General features: G+C 61.1%; 14 protein-coding genes and 1 riboswitch. Of the genes, 7 read left to right on the plus strand and 7 right to left on the minus strand.

Annotated elements, in window-relative coordinates; translation table 11 throughout:
* Positions 1-204: 204 nt before the first annotated feature.
* Positions 205-975, minus strand: a complete 771-nt coding sequence (locus AC4PS6_RS27040) for a YiaD family glycine zipper/OmpA-like lipoprotein (RefSeq protein WP_020301258.1) — start codon at positions 973-975, stop codon at positions 205-207.
* 178 nt (positions 976-1,153) lie between these two features.
* Positions 1,154-1,798, minus strand: a complete 645-nt coding sequence (locus AC4PS6_RS27045; RefSeq protein ID WP_014716965.1) for an MBL fold metallo-hydrolase — start codon at positions 1,796-1,798, stop codon at positions 1,154-1,156.
* Positions 1,799-1,953: 155 nt separating this feature from the next.
* On the opposite strand from AC4PS6_RS27045, the gene AC4PS6_RS27050 reads away from it, so the two are divergent.
* Genes AC4PS6_RS27050 through AC4PS6_RS27065 form a run of 4 tightly spaced genes read left to right on the plus strand, consistent with a single transcriptional unit; the run spans position 1,954 to position 5,387 of the window.
* Entirely contained in the window at positions 1,954-2,544 is a 591-nt protein-coding gene (locus tag AC4PS6_RS27050; protein ID WP_014716964.1) for a paraquat-inducible protein A, read from the plus strand.
* Positions 2,541-3,185: a paraquat-inducible protein A gene (locus AC4PS6_RS27055; RefSeq protein WP_014716963.1), complete on the plus strand. Its 645-nt coding sequence runs from the start codon at positions 2,541-2,543 to the stop codon at positions 3,183-3,185. Before AC4PS6_RS27050 ends, AC4PS6_RS27055 begins: the two co-directional genes overlap by 4 nt.
* Positions 3,166-4,815, plus strand: coding sequence for a PqiB family protein (locus AC4PS6_RS27060; protein ID WP_014716962.1), 1,650 nt, complete (start codon positions 3,166-3,168; stop codon positions 4,813-4,815). Before AC4PS6_RS27055 ends, AC4PS6_RS27060 begins: the two co-directional genes overlap by 20 nt.
* A 14-nt stretch (positions 4,816-4,829) precedes the next feature.
* Positions 4,830-5,387 (plus strand): PqiC family protein, encoded by a 558-nt coding sequence (locus tag AC4PS6_RS27065; protein ID WP_019816952.1) that lies wholly within the window; start codon positions 4,830-4,832, stop codon positions 5,385-5,387.
* A gap of 9 nt (positions 5,388-5,396) precedes the next feature.
* On the opposite strand, the gene AC4PS6_RS27070 is transcribed toward AC4PS6_RS27065, so the two are convergent.
* On the minus strand, positions 5,397-8,126 hold the full coding sequence (locus tag AC4PS6_RS27070; RefSeq protein WP_014716960.1) for a winged helix-turn-helix domain-containing protein: 2,730 nt from the start codon (positions 8,124-8,126) through the stop codon (positions 5,397-5,399).
* 89 nt (positions 8,127-8,215) lie between these two features.
* Between AC4PS6_RS27070 and AC4PS6_RS27075 the strand changes: the two genes are divergently transcribed.
* Positions 8,216-8,380, plus strand: coding sequence for a hypothetical protein (locus tag AC4PS6_RS27075; protein ID WP_153649474.1), 165 nt, complete (start codon positions 8,216-8,218; stop codon positions 8,378-8,380).
* A gap of 76 nt (positions 8,381-8,456) precedes the next feature.
* On the opposite strand, the gene AC4PS6_RS27080 is transcribed toward AC4PS6_RS27075, so the two are convergent.
* The 4 genes from AC4PS6_RS27080 to AC4PS6_RS27095 all read right to left on the minus strand — a co-directional run bounded on the left by AC4PS6_RS27080 (position 8,457) and on the right by AC4PS6_RS27095 (position 14,636).
* The gene (locus AC4PS6_RS27080) at positions 8,457-9,821 is read right to left on the minus strand and encodes a DUF1329 domain-containing protein (protein ID WP_014716959.1); all 1,365 of its coding nucleotides are present in this window, start codon (positions 9,819-9,821) and stop codon (positions 8,457-8,459) included.
* A 42-nt stretch (positions 9,822-9,863) separates the two neighbouring features.
* On the minus strand, positions 9,864-11,723 hold the full coding sequence (locus tag AC4PS6_RS27085; RefSeq protein WP_003188640.1) for a DUF1302 domain-containing protein: 1,860 nt from the start codon (positions 11,721-11,723) through the stop codon (positions 9,864-9,866).
* Between the two features lie 332 nt (positions 11,724-12,055).
* Positions 12,056-13,738 (minus strand): fatty acid--CoA ligase, encoded by a 1,683-nt coding sequence (locus AC4PS6_RS27090; RefSeq protein ID WP_492181065.1) that lies wholly within the window; start codon positions 13,736-13,738, stop codon positions 12,056-12,058.
* A gap of 265 nt (positions 13,739-14,003) precedes the next feature.
* On the minus strand, positions 14,004-14,636 hold the full coding sequence (locus AC4PS6_RS27095; RefSeq protein WP_014716957.1) for a LysE family translocator: 633 nt from the start codon (positions 14,634-14,636) through the stop codon (positions 14,004-14,006).
* Between the two features lie 84 nt (positions 14,637-14,720).
* Here AC4PS6_RS27095 and AC4PS6_RS27100 point away from each other — a divergent pair, with 84 nt between their 5' ends.
* Both AC4PS6_RS27100 and AC4PS6_RS27105 read left to right on the plus strand, forming a co-directional pair.
* Entirely contained in the window at positions 14,721-15,686 is a 966-nt protein-coding gene (locus tag AC4PS6_RS27100; RefSeq protein ID WP_058409900.1) for a 2-hydroxyacid dehydrogenase, read from the plus strand.
* 30 nt (positions 15,687-15,716) lie between these two features.
* Positions 15,717-16,715, plus strand: a complete 999-nt coding sequence (locus tag AC4PS6_RS27105) for a methyltransferase (RefSeq protein ID WP_014716955.1) — start codon at positions 15,717-15,719, stop codon at positions 16,713-16,715.
* 50 nt (positions 16,716-16,765) lie between these two features.
* Positions 16,766-16,887: riboswitch (yybP-ykoY riboswitch) on the plus strand.
* Positions 16,888-16,924: the final 37 nt, after the last annotated feature.

A 16,924-nucleotide genomic window follows, 5' to 3' on the forward strand; every position in this document is an offset into this window, starting at 1 on the left:
TCCCACGCTCTGCGTGGGCACGCATCCCGTGACGCTCCGCGTCACCACCCCACAGGCCGCGACTTTTGCGCCATCAGTGGGACGCGGAGCGTCCGAGCGGGCATTCCCACGCAGAGCGTGGGAACGATCAACGCAGAGCGTGGGAACGATCAAAAAAAGGGCGCCGTGCATTGACTGCACGGCGCCCTTTTTAATGCCCAGCGTTTACTGGTATTGCTGGTACGGGTTGCCCTGGAACTGGTTGTTCTGCTGTGGCGCCTGCTGCTGGCCAGGCTGGCCGTATTGCTGGCCAGGGATCGGGCCGAGGTTGACTTCGACGCGACGATTCTGGGCGCGGCCGTTCACATCGCCGTTGCTGGCAATCGGGTTATCCGGGCCGGCCCCGCGTGCGCTCAGGTTGGCACCGTTGACACCTTGGGAGGTCAGGTAGTTGGCCACGCTCTGCGCACGGCGCTGGGACAGGTCCATGTTCAGTTGACGGCTACCGGTGCTGTCGGTGTAGCCAACGATCTGGATGGTGTTCTGGTTGAACTGCTTGAGGGAGTTGGCTAGGTTGTTCAGCGGCTGATAGAAGCTGCTGGAGATCGCGTCCGAGTTGGTGGCGAAGGTAATGTTACCCGGCATGATCAGCTTGATCTGGTCGCCCTGGCGCTGCACCTCAACCCCGGTATTGGCCATGCTTTCGCGCAGTTTTTTCTCCTGCTGGTCGGCGTAGTAGCCGTAGCCCGCCGCACCGGCACCCGCAACGACTGCGCCAATCAGCGCGCCCTTGCCACGGTTGTTATGGTCGATGGCTGCACCGGCCAATGCGCCAGCCAGCGCACCGAGGCCGCCGTACTTGGCGGTTTTGCTCATGCCGCTTTCGGAACCATTGCTGGCCTGTCCCTGGCTGCCGTCATAAGGGTTAGGTGAAGCGCAGCCAGACAACAGGGCTACGGCGGTAGCGACAACAAGCAGACGACGCGGAGTGAACATGAAGGAAGCTCCTACTTTTGCATTCTGTGATGCAGAGGACATTGGCAATGGACCTGTGCCGAGTTTGGAACGCGACAAACGGCAAAAATTCCGTGCAGGGGTGCGTAAAGCATAGCTGTCTTTGGCTCGGGCCTGTGCCTGTGTGTCTGTACCGGCTTGTATCAGAGCCGACAACCCATCACGCACGCACGAAAGGATTCTCCCGCATCTCATCGCCCAGCAACGTATCCGGACCATGCCCAGTGACCACCGTCGCGCCTTCGTCCAGCGTATACAGGCGCTGCTTGATCGACCGCACAATCGTCGCCTGGTCGCCGCCCCATAAATCCGTACGCCCTACCCCGCGACGAAACAAGGTATCGCCGGCGATCAACAGCTTGGCGTCGGCAAACCAGAAACTCATCGAGCCCGGTGTATGCCCTGGGGTGTGCAAGGCCACGCCGCAGCCGCAGGCCAGTTCTTCGTCATGCTCCAGCCAGCGATCCGGAGACGGCACCGGGACGTAGGGCACGCGAAACATCTGGCATTGCATTTCCAGGTTGTCCCACAGAAATTGATCATCCTTATGCAGGTGCAACGTAGCACCGGTCTTTTCCTTCAATTGGCCGGAAGCCAGGAAATGATCAAGGTGAGCATGGGTGTGGATAATGCTCACCACCTTCAGGCCCAGCGCATCAAGGCGCGCCAGAATCAACTCGTGATTGCCGCCGGGGTCGACGACGATGGCTTTTTTTGTGACCGGGTCACCAATGATGGTGCAGTTGCACTGCAACGGGCCGACGGGGAAGGTTTCGCGAATCAACGGTTGTTTTTCAATAGTCATGGGTGTCCTGCAAGCTCTCTGGCGCGTTCCAAGTGCAGTATGGTGTAGCTTGCCCCTGCTCTGGAAGGAGTCGATTGCGCGGTCTATCCGCTGCTAAGCTACACACGCGCCATTGAAATCCCCCGCTGCAGTCAGTCGCATTTGGAGCAACACCCATGGCGAATCAACAGATCATCTGCGAGCACTGCGACTGCGTGTACGAGAAAGTCACGCTCGCCAAACATCAAAAAGCCCTATGCGTACGTTGCTCGGGCGTACTGCAGCGCTATAACGGCTTGTCGGTGCAGCAACGCCTCGCCCTGACGGTGACTGCCGCAGTGCTGTGGACCTTCGCCAACTTTTATCCGGTGATGAGCATCAGCCTGCAGGGCTTGAAAAACAGCGCCACCCTCTGGGACTCAGTGGTTGCACTGAGCCTGGGGCCGATCACGTTCATTGCCTTGGTAGCGGCGATTTCCATCATTATCGCGCCGGTGTTTCAGCTGCTATTGCTGATCTGGGTGCTGAGTTTCGCCTTGGCCGGCAGGCGCTCGCCGGCGTTCAAGCTGTGCATGCGCTGGCTCGAAGCACTCCGGCCCTGGAGCATGCTGGAGGTGTGCCTATTGGGCGCGATGGTCGCGGTGTTCAAGCTGGCCGGCATGCTGGATGTGATCCCAGGCACCGGCCTGTTCGCCTTGGCCGCCCTGAGCCTGTTGCTGATCCGCATTGCCGGGCGCGATGTGCGCGACCTGTGGGACACCGTATGAATTCACCGCCCACCGCCCGCGAGCTGAACCTGTGCCTGTGCCACACCTGCGGCCAGCCCTGCGACATGCGCCTTGAGCCCACCGAGTGCGACCGCTGTGGCGCCGCGCTGCATCGGCGCAAGGTGCAGTCCCTGACCCGAACCTGGGCCTACATGCTCACCGCCCTCGCCTTTTATGTCCCGGCCAATTTATTGCCAGTGATGAACACCACCATGCTCGGCTCGGGCGCAGACAGCACCATCATGAGCGGCGTGCTGGAGTTCTGGCAACATGGCGCCTGGGACATTGCGCTGATCATTTTCATCGCCAGCATTGCCGTGCCGGGCATCAAGTTCCTGTCGCTGGGGCTGCTGCTGGTCACTGTGCAGCGCAATAGCCAGTGGGCGCGCAAGGAGCGTTCGAAGCTGTTTCGGTTTATCGAACTGATCGGCTATTGGTCGATGCTCGATGTCATCGTGGTCGCCCTGGTGGCCGCACTGGTGAAGTTTCAAGCCCTGGGCACGATAGAACCGCGCCTGGGCATTCTGTTTTTTGGCCTGGTGGTCGTGTTTACGATGCTCGCGGCCATGAGCTTTGATCCCCGGCTAATCTGGGAAAACCCACATAACGAGGAGACCTCGGATGAGCTCATCCAAGGCTGACACCCCTGCGGGGCAACCCGTGATCAAGACGCGTCGTTTCAGTGTCTCGCTGGTCTGGATCGTGCCGATTGTCGCCGTACTGGTGGGGATCTCGCTGGTGATTCACAGCGTCATGCAACAAGGGCCGACCATCGTCCTCAACTTCAAGACCGGCAGCGGGCTGGTTGCCAACAAAACCGAGGTCAAATACCGCAACGTGGTGATCGGCCAAGTAACCGCCGTAGCTCTGAGTGATGACCAGAAAAGCGTCAATGCCACCGTCGAGCTGGTCAAACAGGCCGAAAGCTTCACCCGCGAAGATTCGAAATTCTGGGTGGTGCGCCCGCGCATCGGCGCAGGCGGCGTGTCGGGCATCGACACGTTGTTGTCCGGCGACTACATCGGCGCGGACATCGGTCAATCCGAGACCCGCGCCAAGCACTTCACCGGCTTGGAAAACCCGCCGCCCATCACCTACGGCGAGCCGGGCAAGCGCTTCACCCTACACACCCAGGCCCTGGGCTCCCTGGATATCGGCTCGCCAGTCTATTACCGGAAGATCCCGGTGGGCCAGGTAGTGGCCTATGAGCTGGACAACGAGGGCAAAGGCGTGAATGTCGAAATCTTCGTGCATGCGCCCAATGATGTGTACATCACCGAGAACACGCGGTTCTGGAATGCCAGCGGCGTCGACTTGAGCGTCGGCGCCAACGGTTTCGCGCTGAAAACCGAATCCTTGTCGTCCATGTTGATGGGCGGGATCGCCTTCCAGGCGCCGCCCTACAACCCCAATGACAAACCGGCCGAAGAAAGTCGCAGCTTTGAATTGTTCGAAGACCAGCAAAGCGCCCTCGCCCCGCCCAACGGCAAGGGGCAATACATGGTCCTGCGCTTCGATCAGGCCCTGCGCGGGCTGAAAGTCGACGCACCGGTGGAGTTCCTCGGCGTCGAGTTCGGCAGGGTTGTATCGATCAACCTGGATTTCGATGCGAAGAAACGCACCTTCCCGGTCAATGTCGGCATCGTGATCTACCCGCAACTGCTCGGCGAGGCCCACACCAAGCTGCTCAAGGCCATGAACAATAACCCTGACGATGAGGCAGCCGGCGTACGCCTGATCGGGACCTTCATCGAAAACGGCCTGCGCGCCCAGGCTCGCAGCGGTAACTTGCTGACCGGCCAGCTCTACATCGCCCTGGACTTCTACCCCAAGGCGGAAAAAGTCGCGTTCGACCCGAACCAGCGCCCCGTGGGCATCCCCACCATCCCGGGCAACCTGGAACAGCTGCAAGAGAAGTTCGAAGGCATCGTCAACAAGATCAGCCAACTGCCTGTCGAGCGTATTGCCGGCAACCTCGACGCCAGCCTGGTCGAACTGCGCAAGGGCCTTGCGCAATTCAACGCCAAGACGCTGCCGGGTGTGCAAACGACCTTGGCCGACGTGAGCAAGACCCTGCAATCGGCCAGTTCAACCCTGGCCGAAGACTCGCCGCAGCGTGAACAACTGACCCAGACCCTCGACGAGTTGGGGCGCATGTCGCGTTCCCTGCGCGAGCTTTCGGATTATCTGGGCCGGCATCCGGAGTCGCTGATTCGCGGCCGCCCCGATAACGCCGCACCGACGGACCTGCAAGGGCCACCCCGCAAATGACCATTGGAGCCGCCATGACATTGCCGTTGAAGATCACGTTACTGAGCGCCCTGCTGCTGCTCGGTGCCTGTCGCAGTGAACCCATCGCTTTTCATACCCTGACCCCGGCGCACTTGAGCCCGAGTACGCGAGCAGAGGCCGGCGGTGTGCGCATTGAGAGCATCAGCGTGCCGCCTCAGGTCGACCGCGCGCAGATAGTGATCCGCCAGGGCGACAGCGGCCTGGCGATTCTTGAAACCCAGTGGTGGGCCGCCACCCTCGCCGATGAACTGAGGAGCGCCTTGGTCGATCAATTGGCCAACAGCAATGCCCGGCAAGCCGTGGCTTTACGCGTAGACGTGCAGCGGTTTGACTCGGTACCGGGGCAGTACGCATTGCTCGATGTGCGCTGGCGCCTGAGGCAAGTCAATGGCGATCGCCCGGCCTTGACCTGCCGCACCACCTTGCAATCACCTGCCGGGCCGAGCATCGACGAGTTGGTGGTGGCGCATCAGAACAACCTCAAGCGTTTCGCGGCGCTGATCAATCAGACCGTCGACACCTCACTCAAAGGCTGCCCGACCACGCCATAAACCCAGGGCTCAGGCCAACAAGCCCATGGCCTTGGCCCGCGCTACTGCCTGGGTACGACGCTCCACGCCGAGCTTGCTGTTGATGTGGCTGGCGTGGGTCTTCACCGTGTGCAGAGAGATGAACAACTGGTTGCTGATTTCCTGGTTTGAACAGCCTTGGGCAATCAGTTGCAGCACCGCCAGCTCTCGGGTGCTGAGGGTTTCCTGTTGAGGTGCGGCTTCAACTGCGCTGACTTGGGGCAGCAACGCCAGCAAGCTCTGATTGAGCAGCCCATGGGAATCCTTGCCCAACTGCTCGCGCATCCACTGCGGGTAACCCTCCAACAACCGTTGAAACGGCTGCAACGCACCACCCGAACCGGCTTCCAGGGCACGGGCGAACACCGGCCTGGCCTTGGCTTCCTGGCCATTATCCAGAAGTAACTGCACCTGCTGGACCAGCGCCATCAGGGCAATCATCTGGCGCCCACTGTCATGAGCCTGCTGGGCCAGCGCTTCCAGGCGTTGCAGCGCGCTGTCGGGCTGATGGCGCGTGGCATCGAGCGCGGCTTGTTGCAGCTCGATATGTTGCGGCAAGTGCGGATGAAACTCGGGGGCGGCCGCAGCGTGCTCGCCGTTGTAGGTCTGCCCCAGGCGGGCCAGCCAGGCGTCGGCCAGGTCAGTGCGCCCCTGGGCCAGCCACAACTCGCATTTGATCAGGGTGATCATCGCCAGGTAATAGATCGGCGGCACATCCCAGATGTGCATCAAGCGCTCGGCCTCGGCCAGTTCGGCAAAAGCATGGGCAAACTCCCCACGCCGCCCTTCGAAGCTGGCGATGACGCAGTGCCCGATCAGCACGCTGATATCGCGGCAGGCACGGGCCTCGGCCAGGCCGGCGCGCAAACGCGCCAGGCCGGCTTCGGGCTGGTAACGCACCAGCAGCAGGTACCCCTCGTACAGCGACAGGCGTGCGCGCACGGCATACAGGCGCTGGGGCGCCAGCCCATGCAGGCGCTCAAGGCCCTGGCGGGCTTCATCCAGGGAACGCAGGATCTCCCCCCGCGCCTGCAGCACCCGCGCCCGGTCGTAATGGGCCAAGGCTTCAAACAAGGGGTTACCGACGCGCTGCGCCAGCTCCAACGATTCGCGGTTCAGACCACGAGCGCGCCACAGGTCGGCATCGACGATCGCCAGGTTGGACAGGGTCGAGAGGCACATCAGGCGCTGGCCGTAACGCTTTGGCGGCAAGCTTTCCAACGCTTCGTTGCAATAGCGCTGGGTCAGCTCACGGTCTCCGCGCCCACGGGCAATAATCCCGCTCAGCGCCAACCATTGGGCCAACATGGATTTTTGCGCGGTGGCCGATGGCGCCGGCAGGAAGCGGCTGAGGTAGCTGGACAGCTCCTGCGCTGCATCCAATTGGCATGCGAGCCCCAGCGCCCAGCTGTACAGCACGATCAAACGCGGCGTGCTGATCAGCAGGCTGTCGGGCAAGTCCATCTTCCAGCGCAGCAGCATGCCGATGTTCTGCTCTGCCAGCAGTTGCTCTTCGGACAGGTTCTGCACCAGATTCGCCGCCACATCCAGATGCCCGGCCCGCAGCGCCTGCTCCACCGCCTCGTCGATCAAGCCCTGGGTGTTAAACCAGCGACAGGCGCGCAAGTGCAGGCTGGCCGGCGGCAAGGTGGCGCTTTTCTCGCGGCGGGTACGCAGCAGGTCGGAGAACAAATGGTGATAACGGTACCAGTGCCCTTGCTCATCCAACGGCACCAGGAACACTTGATGAGCCTGCAAATAGCGCAGGATTTCTGCGCTGTCATGGGCCTCGCGGACGGCGTCGCATAATTCGCTGCAAAAACGCTCCTGAGGTGCGGTGTCATACAGGAACGCTTGCACTTCTGCGGGCAGGCAGTCGATGACTTCTTCGAGCAGGTAATCGCGAATCAGCCCTTCGCCACCGTGCAGGCTTTGCGGCAAGGCGCCCTCACTGCCGGCTTCGGAGGCCGCCAACAACCAGAAGCGCAGGCCGGCGACCCAGCCCTCGCTACGACGGATCAGGTTTTCCAACGCCTCACCGCGCAATGCATTGCCGTGTCCATCCAGCACCGCCAGGGATTCGTCATGGGTCAGGCGCAGGTCTTGCTCATGCAGTTCCAACAGGTGTCGCGACAGACGCAGGCGTGCCAGGTGCCAGTCCGGACGCTGCCGGCTGGTGACCAGCACCACCAGGCCATCAGGCAAATGATTGAGAAAAAACTGCAGGCAGCGATCCAGCACCGGGCCTTGGGCCAAGTGATAGTCATCCAGCACCAGCAATAACGGCGAACGTGCAGACAGGTGCACGGCCAGTTCGTCGAGCAGGCCATCGAGCCATTCTTCGAAGGCAAAGGGTTGGTGACGCTGGCGCATTTTCAGCAACCCCAGGGATTGGGCGCCGAGTTGCGGGAAATACTGTTGCAAGCCGTCGAGCAGCCGCTCCAGGAAACGGCCGGGGTCGCTGTCACGAGGGCTCAGGCCCAACCACAGGCTTTGCCACTGGGCTGGCAAGCCCTGGCAGAACTCCACCGCCAACGAACTCTTGCCGAACCCCGCGGGCGCGCTGACCAGCAACAGTCGCCCATCAAGGCCCGCATTCAGCCGTTCGCACAGGCGCGGGCGCAGCACGTAGCCGTCAGGCAGCGGGGGCCGGTAGAAGCGGCCTTCCAGCGGCGGCATCACCACACTGGCAGGCCCATGGGTTCGGGACAGATCAGTCATCGCCGGGCTCTTGTAGAAGGCTGTTGTCGGCATTGCAGATGTCCGCAGACTAGCGGTAAAAGCGGCGGGATTGTAGATCTTTGCAACAAATGGCTGAAAAAGAACTGCGACAAGAAATATCCCTTCCAGCCGCCAAGCAAGAAGCAGGAGCGAGCTTGCTCGCGAAGCACAAAAAAAAACGCGCCCATCCAGGAATGATCGTTCCCACGCTCTGCGTGGGAATGCAGACTTCGACGCTGCGCGTCGACTTTTGAGGCGTGACGCAGAGCGTCACAGGAAGCACTCCCACGCAGAGCGTGGGAGCGATCATTCAGAGAGCATCAGCAGAGGTTAGCGAACACCGTCCTGGCGCAGGGCCGCAGGGGTGAAGTCGCTGGTGCTGGCGGTGAAGCCGAAGTCATAGGCCTGCTTCTCTTCGTTCTTCATGCCCAGGGCTAGGTAGCGGCCGGACTGCAGGTCGTAGAGGGTTTCCAGGGCGTACCACGGCACTTGCTTGTCGTAGTAGTTCTCACCATGGGCCTCGGCGACGCGCCACAGTTGGCCACGACCGTCGTAGTGGTCGATCACCGCTGCCTGCCAGGTGTCTTCGTCGATGTAGAAGTCACGCTTGGCGTAGATGTGGCGCTGGCCTTCCTTCAAGGTGGCGACCACGTGCCAGACACGGCGCAGCTCGTAGCGAGCCAGGTCCTGGTTGATGTGGCCAGCCTTGATGATATCGGCGTACTTGAGCTTGGGATCGTCGATCTTGTAGCTGTTGGAGGCAATGTAGATTTCTTTCTTGCCTTCCAGCTTCCAGTCGTAGCGGTCCGGCGCACCGTTGTACATGTCGAGGTTGTCGGAGGTGCGCAGGCCATCGGCGGCAGTACCCGGCCCGTCATAGGACACTTGCGGCGCCCGACGCACACGGCGCTGCCCGGCGTTGTAGACCCAGGCCGAACGCGGTTCTTTGACCTGGTCCAGGGTTTCGTGCACCAGCAGCACACCACCGGCCAGGCGCGCTGGCGCAGTCACTTGCTGCTTGAAGTAGAACAGCACGTTGCCTGGGTTTTTCGGATCGAAATCCTTCATCTTGTCACGGAACACGAACTGGTCGCGGAAGTACACCAGGCTGTAGGAACCGTTGGTTTGCGGGGTGGCCTGGGTAACCAGGCGGGTCACGCTGCCGCCGCGGTAACGGGTAATGTGGTTCCAGATCACTTCAACGCCGCTCTTGGGAATCGGGAACGGGACGGCGGTTTCGAAGTTTTCCAGACCGTTGCCGCCGGACACCAGGTTGGTGGTGGTGGCGTTTTTCTTGATCGAGGCAAACACCTCGGCCGGCACGGTGGCGCCGCGATGGGTCGGGTACACCGGCATCTTGAAGCTGTCCGGGTAACGCTTGAACATCGCGTATTGCCCGGGGGCCAGCTTGTCTTTGTACTGCTCGACGTTCTGCGCGGTGATGGTGAACTGCGGTTGCTCGCTGGCATACGGGTTGGCGAGGAAACCACGGGCGTCGACCGCACCGGCATTGGTCGGCAATGGCGACCATTTTGGAATGGTGCCGGCCGCGTTACCGGCCATCTCGGCGCCCATCGGGGTCAGGGTCGTGCCGAGCTTGGCGGCTTCATCTGCCGAGACTGCCGCCATGACGTTACTCGCCAGGATCGACAGCCCAAGCACACCCACGTGCAACAGACTTTTTGTTATTTTCATGCTCTGGTCTTCCTGAATACATGCCACTTGAAAAGAGTGTGCTTAGAAGTTGGCGCCGAAGCTCAAGGCGACAAAGTCGCGGTCATCCACGGTGCTGAACTTGCCACCAAAGAAGTTGGTGTACGCCAGGCTCGCGGTATAGGTGTTCTGGTATTCGGCATCCAGGCCCAGGCTGACCGCCTTGCGACCTTCTTCAAAGTTGCCGCCAGGGCCTGGCGAGTAACCTTTGACGTCATGGGACCAGGCCACGTTGGGTTTGAGGTTCACGCCGGCGAACACGTCCGGGTATTCCCAGATGGCACGGGCGCGGTAGCCCCAGGACGTTGCGGTGGTATAGCCGTCGTTGTTGCAGTTGGTGTTCAGGCCAGCAGCGTTGGGCAAGCCGGCGCCGTTGGCGGTGGAGTTGTTGAGGGCGTTGCAGAACCCACCTGGCAGCGTGCCTGGGCCGAACACCGGGTCGCGGCCGTAACGAGCCTGGGATTTGCTTTCCAGGCCACCCACGTGGGTCACGCCGATTTCACCGACGGTGGTGAGGCGGCTGGCGCCCATGACCTGGTCGAAGAAGTGCGTGAAGGTGGTCTGGAACTGGGTGACCTCCTTGCGGTTGTAGCCGTGCAGGTCCTGGCCCGGCGTGCCCTTGAGCACGGACGCATTGCCAAAGCCGGGGATCGGCGTGACACCGGCGAACAGAATGTCAGTGGTGCTCAACTGCACCGGCGCATTCGGACGGTAGCTCAACTCACCGCTCCAGGCGGTGCCGGTAGGCAAGGTGGTGGAGAAACTCAGGCCGTAGAGGCGAATATCTTCCGGGTACTCGACGAAGTAGTTCGAGCTACCCGCCACGATCAACGGTCGCAAGGCCCCCAGTGGCCCCAGCGGACGCGTGTAGGCCGCCGATGGCGCGCCCTGCGCGCTGAAGATCGGCGCACGGCTGTGGTAGTTCATGAAGTAGGCGCCGAATTCGGTATCCAGCGGTTCGAAGTTGTAGCGCATGGCCACGCCAAACTGGCCGCTGTCGCGGGCATCACGGTCCGGCCCACGGCGCACCAGCACGCCTTCGCTGTTCACGTCCACCCCCAAGGCACCCAGGGTCGGCAGGGCGGCGGCAGGAATGGTCGAACGCTTGTTCAGTACCCGCAGGTTATTGCTGCAACCATCGGAGATCACGTCCGGCTGCGAGAAGAACGTGCCGCAGTTATCGGTCACGGTCTGGTCCCACTCCAGCTGGTAAAACGCCTCGGCCGACAGGTTGTCGGTGAGCGACTGGGACACGTAGAACATGTTCACCGGGATCAAGCCTTCCTTGATCTCGGCCCCCGGACGGCGAAACGCCGACACGTCGATCGGGTTAATGGAGTTGATGCCGCCGCCGATGAAGGTACTTTCGCCCCAGCTCACCACCTGCTTACCAAAACGCACGGAACCCGGCGCATCGGCAATCGAGTAGTTGTGGTAGACGAATGCGTCGAGAATCTGCCCGCCCGAAGACTTGGCGCCTTCCTTGCGGTTGTTGTCGCTGATGTCCTTGAACGGACGGCTTTCGTCCTTGAGTTCAAAGTCGTACCAGTACTTGCCCCGCACAAACACACCGGTGTCGCCGTACTTCAGTTCCAGGTCGTGGATGCCCTTGAAGATCTTCGAGAACGTCTCGCCGCGCTTGAAGTTCAAGTGCCCGTCATCGGAGGTCTGGGACAGGCCCTTGCCGCCGTTGTTGGCACCGATCAGGTCACGATTGGGTTTGGCCGTGGACCAGCTCGCCCCCACGGAAAGCGACGAGTCAAAGCTCCCTTCGATTTCACCAATGTTGAAACTGACGCCGAATGCCGGCCCGGCGAGCGTAGAAGCGAGGCTGACGGCCAGGGGCAGTCTTGCCCGGCGCCAGAACTGGTTTACTGAGGTCATCGACGCTACTCCATGTGCATATTTTATTGTTATGGCAGTGAGCCCTTTCTTCAGATGTAACGGCCGGGATACAACGATTCCAATGCCGCATCGCCACCGAGCCTCCATGGCTCGAAGCGCAACATCCGCGAAAAACTCTGAAAGGGACTATAGCCAGAGGGGGGTAGTGCTTGATCCCTCTAAAGTGTGATTTGCATCACCAACCTGTCTGCCACAACCCTTTCGCCACGCCGACGAAGGTCGACGCGGGAAGGATGGCTGAAATTCGGCAAATCACAAGTAAAGGCTTGATATAGAGCATTGCCGCGCCCGAACGGGCGCGGCGAGAAGGTTTAGAGCGTGGACAGGAACGTGCTGTTGTTGGCCTGCCATTCGATGATGTCGACACGGATACGTTTCTTGTCGAGTTTGCCGACACTGGTCTTGGGAATTTCAGTAACAACGGCGATCTGGCTCGGGATCGCCCACTTGCTCAAATGGCCCAGCTCGACAAAAGGCTTGAGGTGTTCCTTGAGCTCTCGCGCATCGATCACATGCCCTTCACGCACCACCAACAAGGCGAAGGGCCGCTCGCCCCATTGCGGGTCGGCAATGCCCACCACCGCCACTTCCCGTACCGCCGGGTGGCGGCTGACCAGATCTTCGAGTGCCAGGGAAGAGATCCATTCGCCGCCGGTCTTGATCACATCCTTGATGCGGTCGCGGATATCAATCACACCGAAGGCATCCAGCGTGGCCACATCACCGGTGTGCAGCCAGCCACCGGCCCATAGCTCGGCGCCCTTGTGCGGCTCGTTGTAGTAACCCTCGGTCAGCCACGGCGCGCGCAGGACCAGTTCGCCCTGGGTTTCGCCATCGGCGGGTAGGAAACGACCGTCGGTGTCCATGATTGCCGCCTCGACCAACGGGCCCGGCACACCGGCCTTGATGCGGTAGGTGGTGCGCTCATCTTCGCTGCCGGCCATCAGCTCATCATTGAGGTGAGCGCAGGACACCAGCGGCCCGGTCTCGGACATGCCATACGCAGCGGTCAGCTGAATGCCACGAGCCTTGGCAGCTTCATACAGCGAACGGTTGAGGGCGCTGCCGCCGATGACGATTTTCCAACCGCCGAAATCCACGTTCTGCGCAGCCTTGGCGTTGAGCACCATTTGCAGAATGGTCGGCACACAGTGGGAGAACGTCACCTTCTCCTTGCGCCACAGCTCCACCAGGTATTCCGGGTCGTAGCGGCCGGGGTACACCTGCTTGAGCCCGAGCATGGTCGCCACATACGGCAAGCCCCAGGCGTGTACGTGGAACATCGGCGTGATCGGCATGTACACGTCGTTGGTGCCCAGCAGCCGCACGCTGTCGACGCTGCCCATGATGGTCGCCACGCCAATGGTGTGCAGCACCAGTTGCCGATGGGTGAAGTACACACCTTTGGGGTTACCGGTGGTGCCGGTGGTGTAGAACGTGGTGGCGACCGAGTTTTCGTCAAAATCCTCGAAGTCATAGCTGGGGCTGGCGGCGGCCAGCAGGGTTTCATACTCACCCACCAGGTTGGGTAGCTCGGCGGTGAGGGTGTCACCATCGGTAATCAACAAGGTCTTGTCGACGGTGGTGAGCTGCCCGGCAATGGCCTGGTAGAGCCCCACGAACTCACTGTTGACCAGCACAAAGCGGTCTTCGGCGTGGTTCATGGTGTACAGAATCTGTTCTGGCGACAGGCGCACGTTGATGGTGTGAATCACCGCGCCGATCATCGGGATGGCGAACATGCACTCCAGGTAACGGTGGCTGTCCCAGTCCATCACCGCCACAGTATCACCAGCCTTGACCCCGGCTTCGGTCAGCACATTGGCCAGGCGCGCAACGCGCTCGATCAACGTCGGGTAGCTGTAGCGCAGCTTGTCGCGGTAGATAATTTCCCGGGTCTTCTCGTAGCGAGTCCCGGACATCAACAGGCGCTTGATCAACAGCGGGTACTGGTACGCACCTTCGGCGGGCGGGATAACACGGGTCTGCAACATAAGAATCCCTTTAATGACTGCACGGTCTTGGCTTGAAGACCTGCACTGTAGAGCGCTTATGTTTCAACCAAATCAGCCAAAGGAATGATTTGCAGGCACCAGCAAATGCTAGCGTTACGCCATTACCGAGGACCTAATGAGACCCAATGTGGGAGCGGGCTTGCTCGCGAATGCGGAGTGTCAGCCAGTATATCTTTGACTGAACCACCGCATTCGCGAGCAAGCCCGCTCCCACATTTGGACTGTGCTGACTTGAGAAAAGTGATTATTTCATGCTGGTAAAGGCCAGCTTCACCCCGATGGCAATCAACACCGCGCCCATGGTCCGATCAAACCAATGACCCATCTTTGCAAACCCGGCGCGCACGCGCTGCTGGCTGAACAACATGGCCACCAGGCAAAACCACAGGGCCGTGGCCACCGCCAGGTACACACCGTAACCAGCCTGTACCGCCAGCGGCGTGTGGGGGTTGATCACCACGGTGAACAGCGACAGGAAGAACAGCGTGGCCTTGGGGTTCAAGCCATTGGTCACAAAGCCTGCGGTAAACGCGCCGCGTGGGGTGCGCTCGCCCGCTTCACGGTGCAACTCGCCCTCGGCTGCAGGCTTGGCCGGCTGAGCGCGCAGGGCCTTGAAGCCGATGTACAGCAGGTACGCGGCTGCGGCCCACTTCAACGCATTGAACAGCACAATAGACTGGGACACGATCAAGCCGATACCCAGCAACGAGTAACCCACATGCAGGAAAATCGCCGAACCGACACCCAAGGCCGTCCAGGTTCCGGCACGGCGGCCGTGGGTCACGCTTTCACGCACCACCACGGCGAAATCCGGGCCGGGGCTCGCCACTGCCAACAAGTGAATCAAGGCTACGGTCAAAAACTCGGCGACGTACATGCTCACTCCATTAAGTAACTGATTATTTCATCTGATAGGCTCGGCAGATTACGCCTTCGAACCTCGTCGCAAAAGGTACAGTTGATCATGAACAATCGCCGCGCCGTCTTCCTCGACCACCCTTCCCTGGACTTGGGCGACCTCGACCTCAGCGGTTTGCATGACTGCTTCAGCCAGCTTCAGTTGTTTGAACAGACCACGCCAGAAAATGTTCTGGAGCGCTTGCAGGGCGCCCAAGTCGCCATCAGCAATAAAATCCCGCTCACGGCGCAAACCCTGGCCGCCTGCCCCGAGCTCAAACTGATCCTGGTGTCGGCCACTGGCACCAACAATATCGACCTTGAAGCGGCCCGCGCCCACGGCATCACCGTGAGCAACTGCCAGGGCTATGGCACGCCGTCGGTGGCACAACATACGATCATGCTGCTGCTCAACCTCGCCACGCGCTTGAAGGACTATCAACAGGATGTGGCCGCTGGCAAATGGCAGCAGGCCAAACAGTTTTGCCTGCTGGACCATCCGATCGTCGAACTGGAAGGCAAAACCCTCGGCCTGCTCGGCCACGGTGAATTGGGCAGTGCCGTGGCACGCCTGGCTGAAGCGTTCGGCATGCGCGTGGTGCTCGGCGCGATACCTGGGCGCCCTGCCCGCGCCGACCGTGTGCCGCTGGACGAATTGCTGACCCAGGTCGATGCGCTGACCCTGCATTGCCCACTCAATGAACACACCCGCGACTTTATCGGCGCCCGTGAACTGGCGCTGCTCAAGCCCGGCGCGTTTATCGTCAACACCGCACGCGGTGGCTTGATCAATGAACAGGCCCTGGCCGACGCGCTGCGCAGTGGTCATCTTGGCGGCGCCGCGACTGACGTGTTGAGTGTCGAGCCGCCAGTCACTGGTAATCCGCTGCTGGCGGGAAACATTCCACGCTTGATCGTCACGCCCCACAACGCCTGGGGCAGTCGCGAAGCGCGGCAGCGCATCGTCGGCCAGCTCACGGAAAACGCCCAGGGCTTTTTCAACGGCGCCCCGCTGCGCGTCGTCAGTTGATAAACTGCGCCCCTTTTCAAGGAGCAGACTATGGATCCGCGCAGTGAAGTACTGCTTCGCCAGGCCGAACTTTTTCAAGGCAACCTGCTGCTCGTAGGTTTGCCTGCCGACGATTTGCTTGGGCGCCTGCCCAATGCCCACGGCTGGTGCTGGCATGCCGGTGACCAAGCGGCGCTCGATGCGCGCTTCGCAGAGCGCAGCCAGTTTGGCGTGACGGTGCCAGAGCGCGCCTTTGATGCGGCGGTGATTTTCCTGCCCAAGTCCAAAGACCTCACCGACTACCTGCTCAACGCCGTGGCCGCGCGCCTGCCTGGCGCTGAGCTGTTTCTGGTGGGCGAGAAAAAGGGGGGTATCGAAAGCGCCGCCAAACAGATGGTTCCGTTCGGCAAACCGCGCAAGCTCGATAGTGCACGGCATTGCCAGCTGTGGCAGGTCACCGTCGCCAACGCGCCGCACGCCGTGGAGCTTGAGAGTCTGGCACAGGTCTTCGACGTACCGCTGGCCGAAGGCCCGCTGAAGGTGGTGAGCTTGCCAGGGGTGTTCAGCCATGGTCGCCTGGACCGCGGCACCGAGTTGTTGCTGGAGCACTTGGACAAGCTGCCCAGCGGCAACCTGCTCGATTTCGGTTGCGGCGCCGGGGTGTTGGGAGCTGCGGTCAAACGCCGCTACCCGCATAACACCGTGACGATGCTGGATGTGGATGCCTTCGCCGCCGCCAGCAGTCGCCTGACGCTGGCAGCGAACGGCCTGGAAGCTGATGTGTTGACCGGTGACGGTATCGACGCCGCGCCCATGGGTTTGAATGCGATTTTGAGCAATCCGCCGTTCCATGTCGGCGTGCACACCGATTATTTCGCCACGGAGAACCTGCTGCGAAAAGCGGCGAAACACCTGGCAAAAGGTGGCGAACTTCGCCTGGTCGCCAATAGTTTCCTGAAGTACCAGCCACTGATCGAAGAGCATTTGGGCATCTGCGCAATCAAGGCCGAAGGCAATGGTTTTCGCATTTACCGCGCCAAGCGTCCCTGACGGAGGTTTGAAAAAGAACGCTTGCCGAATGGGTTTTGCCTAGGCAGAATCCGCAGCGTCCTAGGGGAGTAGTCTCCCACGAGCGCCATGCTCGTCCGGCATACGTCAACATACTTGGTCAGCAGACCATGGCGTATGCGACCCAGGAGTCCGCACAGACGGACCGGGGTTTGACAAGACCTATGACACGCACACCTTACCCGGGGCGG

The sequence above is a fragment of the Pseudomonas sp. DW-iso17 genome, assembly GCF_058725345.1.